The sequence below is a fragment of the Actinomycetota bacterium genome, assembly GCA_040881665.1.
Classification (GTDB): Bacteria; Actinomycetota; UBA4738; order UBA4738; family HRBIN12; genus JBBDWR01.
In genome coordinates this window covers 34,324-54,970 of record JBBECT010000007.1, presented here as the reverse complement: position 1 = coordinate 54,970, position 20,647 = coordinate 34,324, and the positions used below count along the sequence as shown (strand labels likewise).

General features: G+C 67.7%; 21 protein-coding genes and 1 pseudogene. 15 read left to right on the top strand and 7 right to left on the bottom strand.

Going from position 1 to position 20,647, the window contains the following annotated elements; genetic code table 11:
* The first annotated feature begins 230 nt into the window (after positions 1–230).
* Positions 231–1,232 carry a homocysteine S-methyltransferase family protein gene (locus WEF05_10460; GenBank protein ID MEX1102304.1) on the top strand — a complete coding sequence of 334 codons (1,002 nt, stop codon included), beginning with the start codon at positions 231–233 and terminating at the stop codon, positions 1,230–1,232.
* A 7-nt stretch (positions 1,233–1,239) separates the two neighbouring features.
* On the top strand, positions 1,240–2,841 hold the full coding sequence (locus WEF05_10455) for an NAD(P)/FAD-dependent oxidoreductase (GenBank protein MEX1102303.1): 1,602 nt from the start codon (positions 1,240–1,242) through the stop codon (positions 2,839–2,841).
* An 8-nt stretch (positions 2,842–2,849) separates the two neighbouring features.
* On the opposite strand, the gene WEF05_10450 is transcribed toward WEF05_10455, so the two are convergent.
* From WEF05_10450 to WEF05_10435, 4 genes are read right to left on the bottom strand one after another with little or no spacing between them, the layout of a single operon-like run.
* The gene (locus tag WEF05_10450) at positions 2,850–3,632 is read right to left on the bottom strand and encodes a class I SAM-dependent methyltransferase (protein ID MEX1102302.1); all 783 of its coding nucleotides are present in this window, start codon (positions 3,630–3,632) and stop codon (positions 2,850–2,852) included.
* Positions 3,632–4,768, bottom strand: coding sequence for a citrate/2-methylcitrate synthase (locus WEF05_10445; GenBank protein MEX1102301.1), 1,137 nt, complete (start codon positions 4,766–4,768; stop codon positions 3,632–3,634). Before WEF05_10445 ends, WEF05_10450 begins: the two co-directional genes overlap by 1 nt.
* Positions 4,765–5,697, bottom strand: coding sequence for a methylisocitrate lyase (prpB, locus tag WEF05_10440; protein ID MEX1102300.1), 933 nt, complete (start codon positions 5,695–5,697; stop codon positions 4,765–4,767). The genes WEF05_10445 and prpB overlap by 4 nt, the downstream gene beginning before the upstream one ends.
* Positions 5,694–7,079: an MmgE/PrpD family protein gene (locus WEF05_10435; protein ID MEX1102299.1), complete on the bottom strand. Its 1,386-nt coding sequence runs from the start codon at positions 7,077–7,079 to the stop codon at positions 5,694–5,696. The genes prpB and WEF05_10435 overlap by 4 nt, the downstream gene beginning before the upstream one ends.
* A gap of 74 nt (positions 7,080–7,153) precedes the next feature.
* Between WEF05_10435 and purE the strand changes: the two genes are divergently transcribed.
* The 7 genes and pseudogenes from purE (at position 7,154) to WEF05_10400 (ending at position 11,658) form a co-directional block, all read left to right on the top strand.
* Positions 7,154–7,648, top strand: coding sequence for a 5-(carboxyamino)imidazole ribonucleotide mutase (purE, locus tag WEF05_10430; protein MEX1102298.1), 495 nt, complete (start codon positions 7,154–7,156; stop codon positions 7,646–7,648).
* Between the two features lie 2 nt (positions 7,649–7,650).
* Positions 7,651–8,757, top strand: a complete 1,107-nt coding sequence (locus WEF05_10425) for a 5-(carboxyamino)imidazole ribonucleotide synthase (protein ID MEX1102297.1) — start codon at positions 7,651–7,653, stop codon at positions 8,755–8,757.
* Between the two features lie 11 nt (positions 8,758–8,768).
* Positions 8,769–9,035, top strand: a complete 267-nt coding sequence (locus WEF05_10420) for a hypothetical protein (protein ID MEX1102296.1) — start codon at positions 8,769–8,771, stop codon at positions 9,033–9,035.
* A 9-nt stretch (positions 9,036–9,044) separates the two neighbouring features.
* Positions 9,045–9,596 carry a Trp biosynthesis-associated membrane protein gene (locus WEF05_10415; GenBank protein MEX1102295.1) on the top strand — a complete coding sequence of 184 codons (552 nt, stop codon included), beginning with the start codon at positions 9,045–9,047 and terminating at the stop codon, positions 9,594–9,596.
* A gap of 48 nt (positions 9,597–9,644) precedes the next feature.
* A complete protein-coding gene (locus WEF05_10410) occupies positions 9,645–10,430 on the top strand; it encodes an ATP-binding cassette domain-containing protein (protein ID MEX1102294.1) in 786 nt (261 codons plus the stop codon).
* 78 nt (positions 10,431–10,508) lie between these two features.
* Positions 10,509–11,480, top strand: a complete 972-nt coding sequence (gene speB, locus WEF05_10405; GenBank protein MEX1102293.1) for an agmatinase — start codon at positions 10,509–10,511, stop codon at positions 11,478–11,480.
* Positions 11,477–11,658, top strand: a pseudogene (locus WEF05_10400) (ferredoxin--NADP(+) reductase). Before speB ends, WEF05_10400 begins: the two are co-directional and overlap by 4 nt.
* Positions 11,659–11,756: 98 nt before the next feature.
* Here WEF05_10400 and WEF05_10395 read toward each other — a convergent pair.
* Together WEF05_10395 and WEF05_10390 are read right to left on the bottom strand one after the other, a co-directional pair.
* Positions 11,757–12,662: a DMT family transporter gene (locus WEF05_10395; GenBank protein ID MEX1102292.1), complete on the bottom strand. Its 906-nt coding sequence runs from the start codon at positions 12,660–12,662 to the stop codon at positions 11,757–11,759.
* A gap of 106 nt (positions 12,663–12,768) precedes the next feature.
* On the bottom strand, positions 12,769–13,989 hold the full coding sequence (locus WEF05_10390) for a Xaa-Pro peptidase family protein (protein ID MEX1102291.1): 1,221 nt from the start codon (positions 13,987–13,989) through the stop codon (positions 12,769–12,771).
* Between the two features lie 194 nt (positions 13,990–14,183).
* Between WEF05_10390 and WEF05_10385 the strand changes: the two genes are divergently transcribed.
* Both WEF05_10385 and WEF05_10380 read left to right on the top strand, forming a co-directional pair.
* Entirely contained in the window at positions 14,184–14,879 is a 696-nt protein-coding gene (locus WEF05_10385; GenBank protein ID MEX1102290.1) for a GntR family transcriptional regulator, read from the top strand.
* A gap of 87 nt (positions 14,880–14,966) precedes the next feature.
* A complete protein-coding gene (locus WEF05_10380) occupies positions 14,967–15,959 on the top strand; it encodes a Gfo/Idh/MocA family oxidoreductase (GenBank protein ID MEX1102289.1) in 993 nt (330 codons plus the stop codon).
* Between the two features lie 14 nt (positions 15,960–15,973).
* Here the strand turns inward: WEF05_10380 and WEF05_10375 are convergent, their stop codons facing one another.
* Positions 15,974–16,813 (bottom strand): DMT family transporter, encoded by an 840-nt coding sequence (locus WEF05_10375; GenBank protein MEX1102288.1) that lies wholly within the window; start codon positions 16,811–16,813, stop codon positions 15,974–15,976.
* Positions 16,814–16,949: 136 nt separating this feature from the next.
* Here WEF05_10375 and WEF05_10370 point away from each other — a divergent pair, with 136 nt between their 5' ends.
* The 4 genes from WEF05_10370 to WEF05_10355 all read left to right on the top strand — a co-directional run bounded on the left by WEF05_10370 (position 16,950) and on the right by WEF05_10355 (position 20,607).
* The gene (locus WEF05_10370; GenBank protein ID MEX1102287.1) at positions 16,950–18,029 is read left to right on the top strand and encodes a hypothetical protein; all 1,080 of its coding nucleotides are present in this window, start codon (positions 16,950–16,952) and stop codon (positions 18,027–18,029) included.
* 81 nt (positions 18,030–18,110) lie between these two features.
* Positions 18,111–18,956: an ABC transporter permease gene (locus tag WEF05_10365; protein ID MEX1102286.1), complete on the top strand. Its 846-nt coding sequence runs from the start codon at positions 18,111–18,113 to the stop codon at positions 18,954–18,956.
* Positions 18,953–19,813 (top strand): ABC transporter permease subunit, encoded by an 861-nt coding sequence (locus WEF05_10360; GenBank protein ID MEX1102285.1) that lies wholly within the window; start codon positions 18,953–18,955, stop codon positions 19,811–19,813. Before WEF05_10365 ends, WEF05_10360 begins: the two co-directional genes overlap by 4 nt.
* A gap of 35 nt (positions 19,814–19,848) precedes the next feature.
* Positions 19,849–20,607 carry an ABC transporter ATP-binding protein gene (locus tag WEF05_10355; GenBank protein MEX1102284.1) on the top strand — a complete coding sequence of 253 codons (759 nt, stop codon included), beginning with the start codon at positions 19,849–19,851 and terminating at the stop codon, positions 20,605–20,607.
* Positions 20,608–20,647 lie beyond the last annotated feature (40 nt).

Genomic DNA, 20,647 nt, shown 5'->3' with positions numbered 1-20,647 from the left:
CTCGTCCGTTCCATCCGTCCTGGCCAGGGGGGCACGCCGGCGTAGCGGCATGCTGCCCGTTCAAGGTGTCGACCCGTCGGGGGGACCCCTTGACCAGGAGCACGGCGGGCGCCGGGGTCGGAACGGCGACCCGTGGTCACGGGGGCACATGGAGGGCTGCCGCGCGGCCAGCCTAGACTCGGCCGAGAACCCGGCGGGCCGACCGGGGGAGCGACGGAGGGGGAAGGCACATGCCCGGAGGGATCCTGGAACGACTGGCTGCGGGGCCGGTGCTCGGCGACGGTGGCTACCTGCTCGAGCTCGAGAAGCGCGGCTACGTGCAGGCCGGACCCTTCACGCCCGAGGTCGTCCTCGACCACCCCGACGCCCTGACCCAGCTGCACCGCGAGTTCCTGCGGTCGGGGGTCGATGTGCTCCAGACGATGACCTTCTACGCGAGCGACGACAAGCTCGCGACGGTCGGGCTCGAGGGGAAGGTCGACGAGATCAACCGCGACGCCGTGCGGATCGCCCGGCAGGTCGCCGACGAGTCCGACGCGCTCGTCGCGGGCAACCTCTCGGTCACGTGGGCCTACGAGCCCGCCGATCCGGCCAGCGCCGATCACGTCCGCGCGCTCTTCGACCGCCAGCTCCAGGCGCAGCTCGATGCGGGACCCCCCGACTTCTGGATCGGGGAGACGTTCAGCTACGTCGGAGAGGCCCTCCTGTTCGTCGAACGCGCGAAGACCACCGGGCTCCCGGTGATGGCGACGATGTCCTACGAGCAGTCCGATCCCAAGGCCTATGAGGGCGACACCCCGGAAGAGGCGGCGGTCAAGCTCCAGGACGCCGGCGCGGACATCGTCGGGGTGAACTGCCTCAACGGCCCGGTCCAGCAGCTGCGGATCGCGAAGCGGATCCGGGCGGCGGTCTCCGGACCGGTCGCGACCCAGCCCGTGGCGTACGCGACGACCGACGACAAGCCCGACTTCACCTCGTTCGAGAACTTCCCCTACGCGCTCGATCCGATGCAGGTCTCGCGCCACGACATGGCCGAGTTCACCAGCGAGGCGAACGAGGCCGGCATCGGGTTCATCGGCTCGTGCTGCGGCTCGGTCGCGGGACACATCCGTGCGATGGCCAAGGTGCTCGGCAAGCTGCCCGACGCGGAGCGCCCGTGGCGCTCGACGTCGGGTAAGGCGATGTCGGCCTACGAGTACTACGACCACACCGAGACCGAGACCGGCGCGTGAGGTTGCGATGAGTTCGAACGGCTACGACGCGATCGTCGTGGGCGGGGGCCACAACGGCCTGACCGCCTCGGCCTACCTCGCACGCGCCGGACTGCGGACGCTCGTGCTCGAACGCCGCGATCTCGTGGGCGGAGCGTGTGTCACCGAGGAGATCGCGCCGGGGGTTCGGGCGTCGACCACCTCCTACATCGCGTCGATGCTGCGACCCGAGGTGATCCGTGACCTGCAGCTGGAGCAGCGGGGGCTGCGTATGGTCCCGTGCGAACCGGGTCTGCAGTCGGTGTTCGAGGACGGCACGGTGATCCCGTACTGGACCGATCACGAGCGCACGGTCCGGGAATGGTCCAAGATCTCCGCCGCCGACGCGAAGACCTTCGACACGGTGGACAAGCGGCTCAAGCACCTCGCGCGCTACCTGCAGGGGTTCTTCCTGGAGGAGCCGCCGGACGTGCACGCACGCGGCTGGAAGAAGCTGTCCGAGGGGCGCAGGCTGCTGAAGCGGTTCCGGACAATCAAGGGGGACGAGATCACCGACCTCGTCTCGTTCCTCACCGGTTCGCTGGGGGAGTTCCTCGACCGGCACTTCGAGTCGGAGTACATCAAGCGGATGTACCTGGCGAACAACGTCTACGGGATGCACTCGCCCCCCTACCGGCCGGGAACGGCGATCGGACTGCTGTTCCACCTGCTGTCGGGCGGCGACGACGACGTCCAGGGCTTCTACGGTCACGTGATCGGCGGCATGGGTTCGATCACCCAGGCGATCGCCTCCGCCGCGACCGACGCCGGCGTCGAGATCCGCACCGACGCTCCCGTCGCCAGGATCCTCACGCAGGACGGACGCGCGACCGGTGTCGTGCTCGAGGACGGCACCGAACTGCACGCCAAGACCATCGTGTCGAACGCCGACCCGAAACGCACGTTCCTCGGCCTGCTCGAGAAGGGCGACCTGTCGGAGGAGTTCCGCCTGTCGGTCGAGGGCATCAAGATGGACGGTCCGTGCGCGAAGGTGAACATGGCGCTGTCCGAGGAGCCTCGCTGGACCGGCATGCCCGACGACGCCGATCCGATCCGCCGCTCGCTCGCGACGCTCGTGCCGACGCTGGAGGCCGCGGAGCGGATGTACGACGTCGCCAAGTGGGGTGAGATCCCCGAGGACCTGTGGGTCGACTGCGTCGTCGCGTCCAACGTCGACGACTCCCTCGCGCCCCCGGGGACCCACGTGATGACGTGCTTCGTGCAGTACGTGCCCTACGAGCTCCGAGAAGGAACGTGGGACGACAAGCGCGACCTGCTGGGCCGCCGCGTCGTGCAGAAGATCGCGCACTACGCGCCGAACGTGCCCAACGCGATCCAGGCGATGCAGGTCGTCACCCCGTTGGATCTGGAACGAACGTACGGCTTGACCGAGGGGAACATCTTCCACGGTGACCTCAACATCGAGCAGCTGTTCTTCATGCGTCCCGTCCCCGGATATGCCGACTACCGCACGCCGGTGGACGGTCTCTACCTGTGCGGCGCCGGCGTGCACCCCGGCGGCGGCGTCACCGGCGCCCCAGGCTACGCCGCGAGCCACAAGGTGCTGCGCGACCTGAAGAAGCGCCGCTGAAGGGGGATCTATCCGGTTCGGCGGAGCACGAGCTGGCGGAGCTGCCAGGTGATCGTGGTGGTCCTCGTTCCCTCGGCCAGCTCCGCCAAGCCACGATCGATCCGATCGACGCGCTCCGGGCCGACCTCGTCAAGGACATAGGGGTCGTTGCGAACGTTTTGGAGGTTCAGATGGAAGGAGCGCCCCGCGAGCGACGCAGGCACGTCGAAGGTCGCGACCCGATCGAGCTCCGTCGTCATATCCTCTGGACGTTCGGCCTCGGCTAGGACAGGCCCCACCGAGAAGACGCCTCCTTGCGATCGAAGGAGTCCGTCGAGCATCGCGAGGTAGTCGGTGAACACAGCGTCCGGTGAGTTCACGCGTTCAACCTCGACGAGTATCAGGCGACCGCCAAGAGCCAGAGCTCGGCTCCACGTCCCTAGGTGGGAGGTCGGTCGGGGCAGGTGTGAAAGGAGGAAGCGGGTGAACACCACGTCGGCGTCGGACACGGGCAGTTCACCCTCCAGCAGGTCGTGACGTCGGTACTCGAGCCCTTCGTGCGGGGATTGCCGAGCGACTTCGAGGAACGACTCCGCGACGTCGAGCCCGACGGTCCGATCCGGTCGCAAGGTCTCGGCCAGCAGGCGCGTCGTGTAGCCGGGGCCACAGCCAAGGTCCACGACGAGCGCGGGCGGCTCGTCGATCGTCAGGTTCTCGAGCAGAAAGCGGGTCTGTTCGTCCGCGATCGCGGCGACGTAGCGGAGGCGTTCGGCGGAGGCCGGCGTGTGCCCGAGCGTGTAGCGGGAGGCCATCAGGGATGCTTCTCGCGAGGACCCGTGTACAGCACGCGTGGACGGTAGAGGCGATTGTCGTCGTGTTGTTCGAGAACGTGCGCCGCGAGTCCCGCGATCCGGGCACACAGGAACACCGGGGTGTACAGGTCGATCGGGATGTCGAGCAGGTACAGCAGCAGGCCGATCGGCAGGTCGGTGTTGGGGTACAGGCCTTTCTCCCGCTCCATCGTCGCGACACAGATCTCGTAGCTGCGAACGAGATCCTCGCCACCGGGTCGGCGAGCGGCGAGCGTCGTCAGATCCTCGGCGAGGAGTGTGGCCCGGGGATCGGGGCGATGCATGTAGACGCGGTGGCCGAAGCCCATGATGCGTTCCTTGCGCTCGAGCTTGTCGAGCACGTAGGTCTCGGCGGTCGACGAGCCTCCGTTCGCGGCGATCTCGGCGAACATCCTCGCGCCGGCCTCGTTCGCTCCGCCGTGCAGCGGTCCCTTCAGCGAGGCGGTGGCGGCAACGATCGCGCCGTAGATGTCGGCGAGCGTGCTCGCCACGACGCGTGCCGTCAGTGTCGAGTTCGCGAGCTCGTGCTCGGAATAACAGGTGAGCACGCGGTCGAACACCTCGATCGCCTCCTCGTCGACGTCCGGCCCCGGGAGCAGGTGCAGGAAGTTCGCGACGAACCCGAGCTCGGGATCGGACGTGACGAGCTCGAGCGAGTGGGTGGCGCGGTAGGCGTTGGCCGCGACCGCCGGGGCCTTCGCGAGGATCCGCGTCGCCTTCGCGAGGTTCGCCGCGTGCGAGGTGTCGGCGAGCACGTCCGGGTCCTCGAACCCGGCGAGCGCCGACAGGGCGGTGCGCAGCGCGTCCATCGCGTCCATCTCCGGGGGCAGCGACCGAAGAACGGCCTCCATCCCCGGCGGCAACGCGGCGGCGTCGCGCAGGTCGGTGTCGAACCCGGCCTGCTGGTCGGTGGTCGGGAGCTCCCCGTACAGGAGCAGGTACGCGACATCCGGGTACCGGGCGGTGCGCGCCAGCTCGATCAGGTCGTAGCCACGCACGATGATCTGCTCGGTCTCCAGGTCGAGGAACGACACCTGCGTGTCGGTGGCGATCACGCCTTCCAGACCCGGGCGGTACTCGTGGGTCGGATCGGTCATGCGGGATCCCTCCCAGGCGGATCGCCCGCCCGCGCGATGTCCCGCGTCGAGCGCGCCAGCGTCGAATCGAGCGCAGCGTAGTCGTCGTAGCCGATCAGCTCGTACAGCTGCTCGCGCGTGAACATCCGATCGACCCAGGCCTCCTGCGTTCCCGTCGTGAGCAGTTCGTCGTAGAACTCGCCGGCGAGCTGAGAGAAGATCCGCGCAGCCGACACGGGGAAGATCACGATCCGGAACCCGAGCTCGCCGAGCCGAGCCGCGGGCAGCAGGGGGCTCTTGCCGAACTCCGTCATGTTCGCGAGGAGCGGCCCGGGGACCGCCTTCGCGTACGACGCGAACTCCTCCTCGGTCTCGAGCGCTTCGGGGAAGATCACGTCGGCGCCCGCCTCGCGGTAGGCGATACCGCGACGGATCGCTTCGTCCAGACCATGGGTCGAACGTGTGTCGGTGCGAGCGACGACGACGAGGTGCTGGGCGGCCTCGCGGGCGGCCGCCACCTTCTCGACCATCACCTCGGCCGGCACGACCTCCTTGCCGTCGAGGTGGCCGCAGCGCTTCGGATCCAGCTGATCCTCGATCTGGATCGCCGCGCACCGGGCCCCTTCCAGTTCCCGCACGGTCCGCATCACCATCAGCGCGGATCCGAAGCCCGTATCAGCGTCGACGATGAGTGGCATGCGGGTAACCCGAACGATCTGTCGTGCGTTGCGGGCCAGCTCGTCGAGCGTCACGAGGCCGATGTCCGGAAGGCCCATCGAGGCCGAGTACCCCGCCCCCGACAGGTAGACGGCCTGCGCACCGGCACGGCGGGCCAGAAGCGCCGAGAGGCCGTGGAACACGCCGGGAACCACGAGCGTCTCGTCCGAGCGGAGCAGCTCGCGGAGCTTCTTCGCCGGGTGCTCACCGGGATCGGGTGTCAGCCAGGTCATGTGTTCGCCTCCTCGGTTCGGAGCTGTGCGAGCAGGTACTCGAGGGTGGTCGACTCGTCGAGGTTCCACACGTGCTCGGCCACGAGGCCCACTCGTTCGTCGGACCAGCGTCCGGAGACGTTCGCCCGGTACTTGCGCGTGACCTCCTCGTCGGTCATCGGGTTCTTCGCGTGCCCGCGCGGGTAGCGCACCTCACGGACGTGTTCGACTCCGTCGGCGGTCGTGACGGTGATCCGGTTCGGAACCCCGTCGGGGTAGCCGTCCGTGAGCGCGTCGTCCGACTCGACGGTCGTGCGCTGCTGGAGCAGCCCCAACGTCGACGGCCGGCGGATCCGGTCGAGGTCGAACGTCGCCATCGTGACCTCGCCGTCCTCGAGCGCGGCGCACACGATGTACTGGATCGAGTGGTCGGCGGTCTCCCGCGTCTTCGGGTCCCACTTCTCCGGATCCTTCGCGATGATCTCGTAGCTCGTGCGGAACGTGTCGATCCGGATCGCCGCGATCTCGACGGATCCGATCTCGCTCCGGAGCCGCAGCGCGGCGTCGACCGCGCTCTGCGCGTGGTACTCGACCGGCCAGAACTTGATGTAGGTGTCGAGGATCCGGCTCGGAGCGCCTCCGGCCGCGATCCCGGCGAGGGTCGTGTCGTCGAACCCCGATCCATCGAGGAGCTGCGCGAACAGCCCCATCTCCCCCGTGAACGGCTCGTTCGGTCCGGTCATCCCCGCCTCGGCGAGCAGCGCCCCGAAAATGCCGTTGCGCGCGGCGTTCGCGGCGGCGGCGCCCTTCCACATCGACAGCTCGCCGGCCCGCGTCTGCCGCATCGCCGCGTGGGGGACGGTCGCGATCGATACCGCGTGTTCGAGATGCTGCTCATCCAGGTCGACGAGCATGCCGGCACCCAGCGCGGCCCCGATCGCGATGTAGTTCACGTGGTCCCAGCCGTGCGCGCGCAGACTCGCCGCGTCGCACAGCGTCACCGGGATCTCATAGGCCACCGCGATCGCCTCGAGCAGCTCACGCGGTGAGCGGTTGCGAACCTCGGCGATCGCGACCAGCGCGGGGATCACGTCGCTCGGATGCAGGGGTTCCTTCGATAGGTACGTGTCGTTGAAGTCGAGATAGCGCACGGCCACGGCGTTCGCGAAGCTCGTGATCTCCGGGTTCGCGCGCCGGGACGTGTTCCAGATCGAGGCGCCGGCCGCATCGGGGAAGGCGTTCGCGTACGCACGTGCGGCGGTCGGGGAGTCCGCATCGAACGCGGCGGTCGCGACACCGATCGAGTCGAGGATCCGTCGCTTGACCTCGTGGGCGGTCGAGTCCGGGATCGTGGTGACGCCCGCCGCGTATCCGGCGAGCATCCTGCTGTAGCGGTCGGACATAGCTCGGGAGCCTATCGGCTGGGCCCGCTGCCCGGTGGGCCCTGCGGCGCATGCCCGCCGGGTAGCATGGAGCGATGGCCGAACCGGTGGTGGGCGTGATCATGGGATCCCGGTCCGACTGGGAGACGATGCGGCATACGGCCGAGACCCTCGAGGAGCTCGGCGTGCCGTTCGAAACTCGCGTGGTCTCCGCGCATCGCACCCCGGACCTGTTGTTCGAGTACGCGGCGGCCGCGGAACAGCGAGGCTTGCGGTCGATCGTCGCGGGGGCGGGCGGCGCCGCCCATCTGCCCGGGATGACCGCCTCGAAGACCACGATCCCCGTCTTCGGCGTGCCGATCGAGTCGAAGGCGCTCAAGGGGATCGACTCGCTCCTGTCGATCGTCCAGATGCCGTCGGGCGTTCCCGTCGGCACGGTCGCGATCGGCCGGGCCGGCGCCGTGAACGCGGCGCTGCTGGCGGCGGGCGTGGTCGCGCTCGGCGACGGCGCGGTGCGCGAACGGCTGAAGGCGTTCCGCGAGCGACAGACGAACGACGTGCTCGCGCATCCCGACCCCTCCGAGGAGTAGCGATGCTCGTCGCCGTGGTCGGAGGCGGGCAGCTCGGGCGGATGCTCGCACTGGCGGGGATCCCGCTGGGCCTGCGCTTCCGGTTCCTTGATCCGAACCCGGATGCGCCCGTCGGCGGTCTCGGGGAGCTGATCGTCGCGGACTACGACGACGAAGAGGCGCTGCAGCGGCTCGCCGACGGCGCCTCCGTGGTCACCTACGAGTTCGAGAACGTTCCCGTCGACGCCGCACGCACCCTCGAGCGATGGGCACCGGTGTTCCCGCCCCCGCGTGCGCTCGAGGTCGCGCAGGACCGTGTCGCGGAGAAGACGCTGTTCGGTGTGGTGGACATCCCGTTCCATGCCTACCGGCCGGTCGACTCGCTCGAGGAGCTCCAGGAAGCGATCGACGAGGTCGGGACCCCGTCGCTGCTGAAGACGCGCCGGCTCGGCTACGACGGCAAAGGTCAGGCGGTGATCGCCGAGCTCGGCGACGCGGCGGCCGCGTGGGAGAGGGTCGGGGGCACATCGAGCATCCTCGAATCGCTCGTCGAGTTCGACCGGGAGCTGTCGGTGATCGCGGTGCGAGATCACGAGGGCCGCACGCTGTGCTACCCGCTGGTGGAGAACCGCCACGAGGAGGGGATCCTGCGGCGCTCCGTCGCCCCGGCACCGAACGTCACGCTCGATCTGCAAGCCCAGGCGGAGGTGCACGCGAACCGGATCATGGACGAGATCGGCTACGTCGGGGTGCTCGCGCTCGAGCTGTTCCAGGTGGGGGAGCGGGTGCTCGCGAACGAGCTGGCACCCCGCGTCCACAACTCCGGGCACTGGAGCATCGAGGGTTCCGAGACGAGTCAGTTCGAGAACCACCTGCGGGCGGTGCTCGGCCTCCCGCTGGGATCGACCGCTCCGCGGGGCGCCAGTGGGATGCTGAACCTGATCGGCTCCGAGCCCGAGGCAGCGGGGATCCTCGCGGTCCCGGGAGCGCACCTGCATCGGTACGGGAAGGAGCCGCGTCCCGGGCGCAAGCTCGGGCACGTGACGGTCGTCGCCGAGGACGCCTGGTCGCGCGACGCACGCCTCGCGCAGGTCGCGCGGATCGTCGACCCGCCCCCCGACCAGGAGTAGGCTCGCCAGCGATGGCCTACGTGGAGTGCCCCGACTGCCGTGTTCCGCAGCAGGTGGCCGACGAGTCGACCGACTACACGTGCTTCAGCTGTTTCATCGAGCACCGGTTCTTCCGCTGTCCGAACTGCGAGACGGCGCAGACGATCGCGAAACGCTGGACGAGCTTCACGTGCGGCAAGTGCCAGCGGAAGGTGGACGTTCCTACGAGGATCTCGTTCACCGAGGCGACCAAGGCCCGCGAATCCACGGGCGTCGGCTACCCGTACCCGAAGCTGTAGGAGGAGACGATGCGCCAGCCAGTGACGAGTCGAGGTCCCGGACCGATCGTGATGCTCGTGGGAGCCGTCGTGCTCGCGGCCGGATCGGTCCTCCCGTGGGCGAAGGTGAGCGCTCCCTTCGCCGTGGAGCGATCGATCGGAGGTCTCGAGGGTGACGGCGTGTTGACGGTCGTCGGAGCGGTCCTGATCGCGGGCGCTGCGCTGATGTGGATGACCGGCCGTAGATGGGGGCGCGTCGTGGGCGTGATCGTCGCCGTCCTGGCGGCGGGGATCGCGATCTACGACCTGATCAACATCAACGACGCGATCGATGACATCGCGATCCAGACGGGCGGTCTGGCCGAGGCGGCGGCCGGGATCGGCATCTACGTCGCGGTGGCCGGAGCGATCGTCGCGCTGATCGGCGGAGTGCTGTCGGGACCGGTCTCGACAGCACCCGATCGGGCATCGGGTGTCACTTCGACCGCTGGCGCCACGCGCCCCCCCTCCACGACCGCAGCCCCGCCGCTCCCGCCTTCCCCCGGGAACGTTCCACCGCCACCACCACCTCCGCCGTCCTAGAAGCGTTGTTCGAAGCCGCATCGCGTTTCGGTGCGTATCCTGCACGGCATGGGTGATGCCTTGACCCTGCGTGGCGTCCAGATCGATATCGCTCGTGGGCGCACGATCCTCGGGCCGATCGATCTCGAGGTCGCCGTCGGGGAGCACTGGGTGGTCCTCGGTCCGAACGGCGGTGGAAAGACGACCCTGCTCACACTCGCCGGCACGATGCGTCATCCGTCGCGCGGCGAGGCGTGGGTGTTGGGGGAGCAGCTCGGTCGCACCGACATCCGACGGCTGCGCGAGCGGATCGGCCACGTCAGCCACGCGATCGCCGATCGGATCCGGCCGTCGATAGAGGTGTTGGACGTCGTGCTGACGGGTCGGGGATCGATGCTGGAGACCTGGTTCCACGACTTCACGGAGGCCGATCACGGGTACGCCCGCGCTCTGCTCGATGAGTTCGGGTGCGGGGGGCTCGCCGGTCAGGCCTTCGCGGCGTGTTCGCAGGGGGAGCGCCAACGGGTGCTCCTTGCGCGCGCTCGGTTCGCTCGTCACGAGCTGCTGCTGCTCGACGAACCGGCGGCGGGGCTCGATCTGCCGGGGCGGGAATCGCTGCTCCGCGCGATCGAGGGATACGCGAGCGTCGAGGACGGCCCGACGACGATCCTGGTCACCCACCACCTCGAGGAGATCCCCGCCTCGACGACCCACGCTGCGCTGCTTCGTCAAGGGCAGATCGTGGCCTCGGGTCCGATCGAGGAGGCATTGACCGACGCAACGCTGTCGGCAACCTTCGACATGGGATTGCGCGTCGGGAGAACCGGCGCCCGATGGTCGGCGATCGCTGCATGATCTCTGCAGGTCGCTAGGCCACGGCCTCCACGCTCGGGACCCCGCGCGAGAGCCGGCCTTCCGGTAAAATCCTGCATCATGGATTATCCACGAGTTGGCGCGGGCGATGGCGGGCCGGTTGGCCCCGTCGACCCTCTCCAGATCCCTCGGTTCGCCGGGCCTTCGACGTTCGCGCGCCTCCCCCGGCTCGACGAGGTGGACAGATGTGATGTCGCGATCGTGGGTGTGCCGTTCGACAGCGGAGTGAGCTACCGGCCCGGGGCTCGTTTCGGTCCGAACGCCGTGCGCAACGCGACCCGCTTGCTCCGCTCGTACCATCCGGGTCTGGACGTGGAGCCGTTCGCGGCACAACAGGTTGCGGACGCCGGCGACGTGGGATGCAACCCTTTCGACATCGCCGAGGCGATCACACAGGTCGAGGCCGCCGCGGAGTCGGTCCTGGCCGATGCCGGTAGCCTGCTCACGATCGGTGGCGATCACACGATCTCCCTTCCCCTCTTGCGGGCGATGGCTCGGCGGCACGGGCCGATCGCGCTGCTGCACTTCGATGCCCACTTGGACACCTGGGACTCCTACTTCGGAGCCTCCTACACGCACGGGACACCGTTCCGCAGGGCGTGGGAGGAAGGCCTTCTCACGAAGGACCGCTCCATGCACGTTGGGACGCGCGGACCTGTGTTCACGCCGCAGGATCTCGTCGACGACGCGAGCTTCGGCTTCGCGATCGTGCACGCGATGGACCTGCAGTCGACGAGCGTGACAGAGGTCGTGACACGGGTCCGCGAGCGCGTCGGAGATGCGCCGCTGTACGTCTCGATCGACATCGACGTGCTCGATCCGGCGCATGCGCCCGGGACCGGGACCCCCGAAGCCGCGGGTCTCACGAGTCGTGAGCTGATCGGGATCTTGCGCGGGCTCTCGGGGTTGAACCTGGTCGGCGCAGACGTGGTCGAGGTGGCCCCCGCCTACGACCATGCCGAACTGACGAGCATTGCCGCCTCGCACGCCGCGTACGAGCTCCTCGGCCTGTTCGCCCTTCGAAGTCGATGACGAGCGGCAACGGCCGCGCCACGCTGGACCTGCTGATCGTCGGCGTCGGTCCCGTTGGTCCTACGCGGGCTACGACGCCGGTTTCGGGAAGTTCTCCGTCGGCTTGATGGATTCGGTGGCCGAGCCGGGCGGTCAGATCACCGCCCTGTACCCGGAGAAGACGATCTACGACGTGGCGCCTCGGTGAGCGCGCCGAGGAGATGGAGATCGACGAGGGAGGGGTCACGATCTCGACGGCGGCCGCGACCCCAGGACACTCGACCGACCCGGGATAGATCAAGCGGACGGGATCACCGGCTCACCGGTCTCCTGATCCGACCACAGACCGAGCCCAACGCCTCCGAGGACCAAGAGCAGACTCAGTACGAGCGCGGCCGTCAGCGGCTCGTCAACGAATACGACCGAGGAGGCCAGACCGACGACGGGAACTGCCATGAGGGTGAGGTTCGTTGTGATCGAAGGCAGGCTTCGGCTGATCGTGATGAGCCCCCACAACCCGAAGGCCGAACCCAGGAAGACCTGATAGGCGACGATCGCGACCGTCTCCGCGTTCCACCGTATGCTCGGTGCGCCGTCGAAGATGACCGCCAGCGCAGTGATCGGCACCGCCGCGAGGGCGAGCTGCCAGGGCATGAGCTCGAACGGAGTGCCGGTCCATCGGTGCCCGCGGATGTGGACCGTGGTCACCGCGTTCGCGATCGCGGCAGCGAGGAGCATCCCGACGCCGACGAGCAGCTGCGTGTCGCTCCAGTCCAGCCCCCATGGCTCGAGCAGCAGGACGATGCCCGCACACCCGAGGGCGAGTCCGGCGATCCGCTGTGCCGTCAGGCGTTCGTGCAGCAATGCCACGGCGAACGGAACGGTCCACAGGCTGGCCGTGTACACGAGGATCGACGAGCGCCCCGGGGGGACGAACCGCAGGGCGCTGAACACCAGGGCAGTCACCAACGCGAGTCTGATCAGCCCCACGCTGAACAGGATCGGTCGGTCCGAGCGCAGCGGCCGACGGAGACCGCCTCTCGATGCCATGACGGCGCCGACAACCGCCGCGGCCCCGGCCATCCGGAATGCCGCGAGCCACAGCGGCGGGACGAGCTCGACCCCCGCCGACATGATCGGCCAGTTCACTCCCAGCACGACGATCGTGGCAGCGGCGAGCACGAAGACGGCGGGACGACGCATGACAGGTGGCTCCGACGTTCGCCGCGACGGCGTCCAGACGCGATGCTTCAGGGCGACGTTCGGTCGACGCCGTCTGCGGGTGCGATCCGACAAGTCGCCGATGCCGCTAATCGAGCAGTCGGTCTTCGTATTCGACGCGTGACAGGATCCGCGGGTCACCCTCGGTGATCAGCACCATGTCCTCGATGCGGACCCCTCCTCCTCCCGGGACGTCGGGGACCCACACGAGCGGCTCGACCGCGAACACCATGCCGGCCTTGAGCTCGAACGCCGTCGATCCGGGGAGCGTCTCGCCGATGTAGGGGGGTTCGTTCGCCCCCATGCCGATCCCATGACCGATGAACAGGCTGAAAAGGTTGTCCGCGAATCCATGTTGCCCGACCTTGTCGATGATCGCGTCGGCGATGTCCTGATTCGTGTTCCCGGGACGCATCTTCTCGACGCCGGCCATCAGACCCTCGTACACGCTGCGGTACACACGCTTCTGCATGGCGGACGGCTTCCCGACTATGGTCGTGCGTCCGATATCGGCGAAGTATCCGTTCCACATCGCGCCGATGTCGATGAAACAGAGGTCCTGGTTCCGGATGATCTTGTCCGTGCAGATGCGATGCGGGGGCGACATGTGTTCACCGGAAGCGACGAACGGCGTGATGACGTGCGCCATCTCGCCGCCCATGTAGTAGAGGGTCTGCATCGCGTCGCCGGCAACCTCGTTCTCTCGCCTTCCGGCTCGCGTTGCGTCGAGTGCGCGCTGGGTCACGGCATCACCGATCGCGCACGACTCCTCGATGATCGCGATCTCGTCCTCGGACTTGATCAGGCGAGCCTGTTGCATCAGCGAATCGCCATCGGTCAGCTGGACGTCGGGCACATGCGACTGCATCGCCTCGACGAGGGAGTAGTTGACCTGGTCGACGCCGAGCCGCCCGGCGTCGACCCCCAGGTCGGCCAGCAGCGGAACCAGCGTGGACTTGACGAAGCCGTCGACCAGTTCTCGCTGCTCCATGATCGGGATCGGATGGGCCGCGGTCAGCCACGACATCCCCATCGAGACCTTGTCGATCTCCCCTCCGGAGCACAGCAGGATCGGGTCCGAGTCCTGCGAGATCAGCACGCCGTTCAAGGAGGTCGTCTTGCCGGCGATCAGCTGTGCTCGCAGGGAGGTCAGGTACCGGACGTTTTCGTCCTTCCACAACAACATCGCGTCGATGTCGGAGGCGCGAAGCGTGTCCCTGACCTGCCGGATGCGGTTCCGTCGGAGTCGATCGAAATCGATCCGGTCCTCCCAATCGACTCCGAATGGACCTCGTGCGTACTTGCTCATCGGAGTGCTCCTCACCGGACGCTGCGGGCTGAACACCTGGTCCGCTCACGTCCCGACGGTTCCGTACGGTGGTGCTCGAGCGATAGGATGTCCCGAGAAGAGATGTATCATACATCTTGTCGGAAGCACCCCCGGAACTGTTCTGCTCGGCCTCGAGAGACGTTCGGTGGGGAACGAGACCGAGGAGGGACCTGATGGCGAGCGCGAAAACGGTCGACGACGGTATGTGGGCCAACCTCGCCAATGATCAGGGTCGACGAACGGCACACGAATTCGTCAAGGAATCCCTCCGGCGAGCGATCCTTCGCGGAGACCTTCCCGGAGGTGCCCGCCTGATCCAGGCCGACCTCGCCGCGACGTTGCACGTCAGCACGACCCCCGTGCGCGAAGCGTTGCGCGATCTGGCGACCGAGGGCTTGATCACCCTCGACCGCCACCGTGGGGGCATCGTGCGCGAGCTCAACTGGACCGAGATGGAGGACATCCGCCAGATCCGCCATCAGCTGGAGCCCCTGGCGGTCAGGCTCGTCGTCGAACGCATCACCGAACCCGAGTTGCGCGAGGCCGACCGCCTGCGCCAGGAGATGGCGAAGGAGAAGGATCTCGGGAACTGGGTCGAGCTGAACACGCGGTTCCACCTGGTCTTCCACGAGTCGACGGGTGTGCCGCGCCTGGCGTCGATCCTGGAGGGATTCGAGGAGACATCCGCCGTCTACGTCGCGCAGGCGCAGCGATGGCACCCCGAGATCCGTCGGCGCGCGGACGACGAGCACCGGGCACTGGTGGATGCGTTCCGGGGGCGGGACGCGGAGCAAGCGGGACAGGTCATGACGGGCCACTCGGCGATGCCGATCGACATGACCCGCCCCGAGGAGCGCGGCGAGGCGTAGCGGCTCGTCGGTCGATGCCCGCCGAGGGTGGCATACGACCCGGACATCTGGGCGATCTCGGCAACCAGCGAACGGGAGGCACGAAGTATGGACACGGTACGTCTCGGAGTCGTAGGGATCGGCTGGTGGGGTGGCGTCCTGACCGAGAGCGCACGAGAGTCGGGGCTCGCGGAGGTCGTGGCGTGTTTCGCTCGGTCGGTGGACACGCGCGAAGCGTTCGCGAAGGAGCACGGGTGCCGTGCAGCGTCGAGCTTGGAGGACATCCTGGACGATCCCGAGATCGACGGGCTTCTCGTCGCGACGCCACACTCGACCCATCTCGAGATGGTCGAGCGGGCCGCAGCCGCGGGTAAGCACGTCTTCGTCGAGAAGCCACTCACACTGACCGTGGCCGAGGCGAAGCGTTCGATCGCCGCAACCGAGGCGGCCGGCGTGATCCTGCAGGTGGGACACAACCGTCGTCGGCAGCCCGCCAACCGCCTGCTGAAGGAACTGATCGGGTCCGGCGAGCTGGGGACGGTCCTTCAGCTCGAGGGGAACCAGTCCGGCCCCGGCGGTCACAAGCCGGCGCTGCCCGGCTGGCGCCGCACCGCCGAGGAATGTCCCGCCGGGGGGATGACCGGGCTCGGCGTGCATATCGTCGACACCTTCAACTACTTCGTGGGGCCCGCGAAGCGTGTCACGGCGTTCAGCAAGCGGATCCACGGCTTCCTGCCACTCGATGAGGCCACTACCGTGATCCTGGAATACGAGAGCGGTCCGTTGGGCTACATCGGTACCTCCTATTTCGTGCCGGCCGTGAACGTGCTGTCGGTGTACGGCAGTGACGGCAACGCATGGAACGAAGAGGACGGAACTCGGCTCTTCACCCAGGAGCGGAAGGACCCCGCGCGGATCGAGCGGGAGGTCGACACCGTGAACACGATCGTCGACGAGCTCGCCGAGTTCGCCCGGTGTATCCGCGACGGCACCACGCCCGAAACGGGTGCAGCGCAGGGACTCGAGGTTGCCGCCGTGCTGGAGGCCATCGATCGCAGCGTCGCTTCGGGGTGCGCGGTGGAGTTGGCCGACCTGCGGTGAGGTGATCGTCGACCTCAGGTGGTCCGCGCCTGGTGCCGTTCGGCGCGGAGCGCGCTCAGGGAGTGAAGAGATGCGGCGACGACGATCAGGAGCCCACCCACGACGACCTCCACCGCGGGGATCTCTCCCACAGCGAGCCACACCCAGAACGGACCGAGCAACGTCTCGATCCTGGAGACGAGACTGACCTCCGGGGCCGGCAGGTCTCGGGCCGCACGTGTCGTGAGGGTGAGCGACACCGGCAGGATCACGAGCCCGAGGATGAGGAGCAGGGGCACGTCGCTGGGTGGTGGACGGAGGCCCGCACCGGCGACGACCGCAACGCAGGCAGTGATCAAGCCTGCGATCGCGAGCGCCGGAAGCATGCTCGCCTCACCAGCTCGTCGCACCGTCGTCAGGAACGCAGCGAAGCAGAGGGATCCGGCCACGGCGATGAGGTCACCCACCAAGGAGCCGTGCTGGAGGCTCCCCGCGAGGATCACCGCGAGGCCCACGACCACCGACAGACTCGCGACCCACGTCCGGCGTGGGATGTCCTCCCGGAGGAACACACGACTGAGGATCGCCGCGAACAGGGGGCCGGCGCCGACGATCACGAGCACGTTCGCGACGTCGGTGCGACGCAACGAGGTCACGAACGCGACCGTTGCACCGGAGAAGAAGACCGCGCCCAACAGCGTCACCTGCACGGCCGGACCCGTGAACGGACGAGGACCACGGCGCACGATGACCCAGGCCAGTGCCACGATCCCGGTGGCCGTCAGCACACCCCGCCACAGCAGGACCGTCCAGGGATCGGCGTGCAGGCTCCGGATGATCAGCGCGTCGGGGGAAAGGATGAGCACGGCTGCCACGCACAGGGCGGTCGCTCGCCCGCGCCTTCCGAGAAGTCCCTGCGCTGCAACGATGTCCACTCCCTAGACAGCGTTTCCAACACTTTATATAGTACGCGACCAAGGTCCACCCGCGACGAGGGGAAGGTGGGGGTCCATGGTTCAGAGGAAGGTGTTGTTCCGAACGCTGGCGCTGCTCGCGGCGTTGTTGTTCGTGGCGGCTGCATGCGGGAACGACGGGGACGGCGAAGGCGACGAGAGCGGTGAATCCGGTGAGAAGTCCGACATCATCCGCTTCACGTTCGCGCCCGACCCGGCGTGGGATTGGATCAAAGACAACGGCATGCTGGAGGCGATGGAGCAGGAGTCCGGCTTCCGCATCATCCAGCTAGCGACGTGGGACGAGTTCGCGACGTTCGCGGGTGGGCACGCCGATGTGATCTCGACCGGCACGTACGAGACCCCGTTGCTCGAAGATCAGGGGATCGAAACGGTCACGTTCGCTCAGTTCAACATGAACAAGGACGTGCTCGTGACGGCGAACCCTGAATACAAGACGGTCGCGGACATGCCCGAAGGTTGCAAGATCGCTTCCGAGTCCGTCACCGGCAACACGATCATCTGGGCGTCGCTGATCAACGAAGTCGACGGGCGCGAGGTCGCGGAGGGATCCGACGACATCGGCATCGTCACGGCGGACTACCAGATCATCCCGACCCTCCTGCGGGAAGGTGAGGCGTGCGCTGGCATCCTCGACCCGACCCAGGTGATCGGGGACATGGCCTCCGGCGACCTGACCGTCATGTACGACGGGAAGTCGGCCTCGCAGCTCTACGGCGAGGAGATCGTGCCCGGCCACGAGGGCGTGCTGAGCAACGCGTTCGTCTCGCGGAAGGAATGGTTCGACGCGAACCCCGAAGCGGTCGCGTTCTTCCTCGACGTCTGGGACTGCGCGATGCAGGAGTGGGACGCCAACTACGAGGAGATCATCGACACCTACCCGCAGCACTTCGCGGTGGAGGATCCGTCCGAGGCCGACTTCATGAAGGACTACTTCGCCAATACCTTCGACTGGTTCGTCGAGAGCCCGTACCTGACGGACGAGTGGATCGAGGGTGAGCGGCCCGTCTTCGACCTGGTGCAGGACGCGGGGATCGTCCCCGAGGACGCGGAGTTCCCGGAGCACGCGGCGATCGAGCCGCCCCCGGAGGCCGAGCGCGCCTGCCCCAAGGTGTAACGAGCAGGCGATAGCAGTTCCGGCGTCGGCGTCGACCGCTGCCCGCGCGGTCGATGTCGGCGCCCCAACCCCCTTGGAGCCATGGCGACGATAGAGAAATCTCTCGAGGATCTCGAAGAAGAGGCACTCGACGCGTTCACCAAAGGTGGGCGCTCCCGCGCGAAGGTCATGTATTCGCTGCTCGGCGGCTTGGCCTTCATCGGTGTGTGGGCGTACTTCGCCGCCTTCGTGTTCGAGCCCTACGTGCTTCCATCACCCGGCCGCGTCGTGGCGAGGATGTGGGAGCTGCTCACCACCGGCCTGGTCGTCGAGAACTTCTGGAGCAGCTTCGTCAAGACGATGGTCGGGTGGGCGATCGCACTGGCGGTCGGTATCCCGATCGGCCTGATCATGGGCCGGTATCGCTACGGCAAGGCCTTCTTCCACGACTTCGTGTACATCTTCGCCAACGTCCCCCTGCTGGTGTACGCCGTCGTGGCACTGATCGTGTTCGGGATCAGTCCCTGGGGGCCGGCCTTCGTGGTCGCCCTGGAGGCGTTCACCGGGATCGCGATCAACGTGGCGGCCGGCGTCGAGTCGGTGGACCGTGGGTTGCTCTCGATGAGCCGTTCGTTCCGTCGGAACAGCCGGCAGACCGCGAAGGCGGTCGTGGTCCCCTCGGTGGTGCCGTTCCTGTTCGCGAGCGGACGCACCTCATTCGCGAACTCCTGGAAGCTCGCCGCGCTGGCGGAGACCTTCGGGGGCTACGTCGGCGTCGGCTTCCAGCTCGAGAAGGCCTTCCAAGCCTTCTCGGTCGAGAGCCTGCTGGCCTGGATGTTCTACTTCGTGATCTTCGTCGTGCTCGTCGAACGGGTGTTGATCACCCCCCTGGAGAAGCGTGTTTTCGCCTGGCGAGATCCGTCCCGCGCACGGAGGGCCGACGCATGAGCACGGTCAGCGACAAAGGAGTGCGGGGCGGCGGACCGGTCGTGGGCGATCTGCCCGAGGTGAGCCTGCCCCCGGCCCCGAAGCCCTGGTACCGGTGGATCGTGTCGGACCGCGCCGCACGGTATACGGCTCGCGTGCTGTTCGTCTTGATCTGGCAGTGGGCGGGCACGACCTTCGAAGACATCCCCGCTCCGACCGAGACGATCGAGTTCCTGATCGAGGAGTTCCAGAGCGGAGAGGTCTGGCCCAACATCGCGATCAGTCTGGTCAGGGCGGTGATCGGTCTGTCGATCGTGCTCGTCCTCGGCGTCGTGATCGGGATCGCGATGGCGCGCTGGTGGCGCGTGCGCTACTTCATGACCGATCTGATCCTCGTCGGGATCACGCTGCCGGCCTTCATCTGGGCGTTGCTCGTCGTGATGTGGTGGGGCTTCAGCAACATCGGTCCGATCGCGGTCTGCGTGCTGTCGGCGACGCCGCAGCTGGTGATCAGTACGTTCCAGGGAGCGACGGCGACGCCCGGCAAGCTGCGGGCGATGTCGGAGGCGTATCGGGTGCCCGCGAAACGCCAGTTCCGCTCGCTCGTGATCCCTTCGATGATGGAGTACATCGCGGCCGGCTTCCGCTCGGCGGTGCTCGCCGGGTGGGGGGCGATCCTGCTCGTGGAGTGGTTCGGCAACGACAAAGGTGTCGGGTTCAGGGCGCACTACTGGTACGACGCCGGGTCCTTCGCCGGCATGATGGCGTGGGGGCTCGTGATGATGGTGATCATCCTGGCCTTCGATCGGATCGTGATGGACCGCGTCGTGCGGCACTTCCGCCGCTGGCGCATCGGCGGGCAGCAGTGGTCCGGGTAGGCGACGGAGCGACGACGAACAGGAGCTGAGACGACGTGGCGCGACTGGTAGCAGATGACGTCAAGAAGGTCTTCGCACCCACACGTGCGGGGCAGGATCCGGTCGTCGCGCTGCGCGACGTCAGCTTCGAGGCTGAAGGCCACACGTTCGTCGCACTGGTCGGCCCGTCCGGATGCGGGAAGAGCACGTTCCTGAACATGGTCTCGGGTATCGAAGATCCCAGCGGCGGCACCTTGGAGGTGACGGGGGACGAGGGCCCGGCCCGCATCGGGTACGTCTTTCAGGATCCCCGGCTCCTGCCGTGGAAGACGGTGCTCGACAACATGGTCTACGTGCTCGACGAAAAGGACTCGGAAGCGCGCGTCGCGCGCGGTCGGGAGTTCCTCGACATGGTCAACCTCGGCGCCACCGCGGAGATGTTCCCGGGGCAGCTGTCCGGTGGGATGCAGCAGCGCGTCGGGATCGCTCGCGCCTTGTCGATCCGCCCCGACCTGCTGCTGATGGACGAGCCCTTCAGCCACCTCGACGCGATCACGGCTCGGGACCTGCGCGTGGAGCTCCAGAAGCTGTGGCTCGATACCCACTCGACCGTGCTCTTCGTGACCCACGACGTGCTCGAAGCCGTCCAGTTGTCGAACCGCGTCATCATGATGAGCAGCCGCGGCATGGTGTTCCGCGATCTCATGATCGACCTCCCGTTCCCGCGTCGGCAGACCGATCGGGAGGTCGCGATCCAGCAGGCGGAGATCCTCGAGCTGTTCGAGGAGATGGAACGTCCGCTGGTCGAAGCGTGACGGTGCCCCGCCACGTGTAGCTTTCTTCGAGCGCCCGACG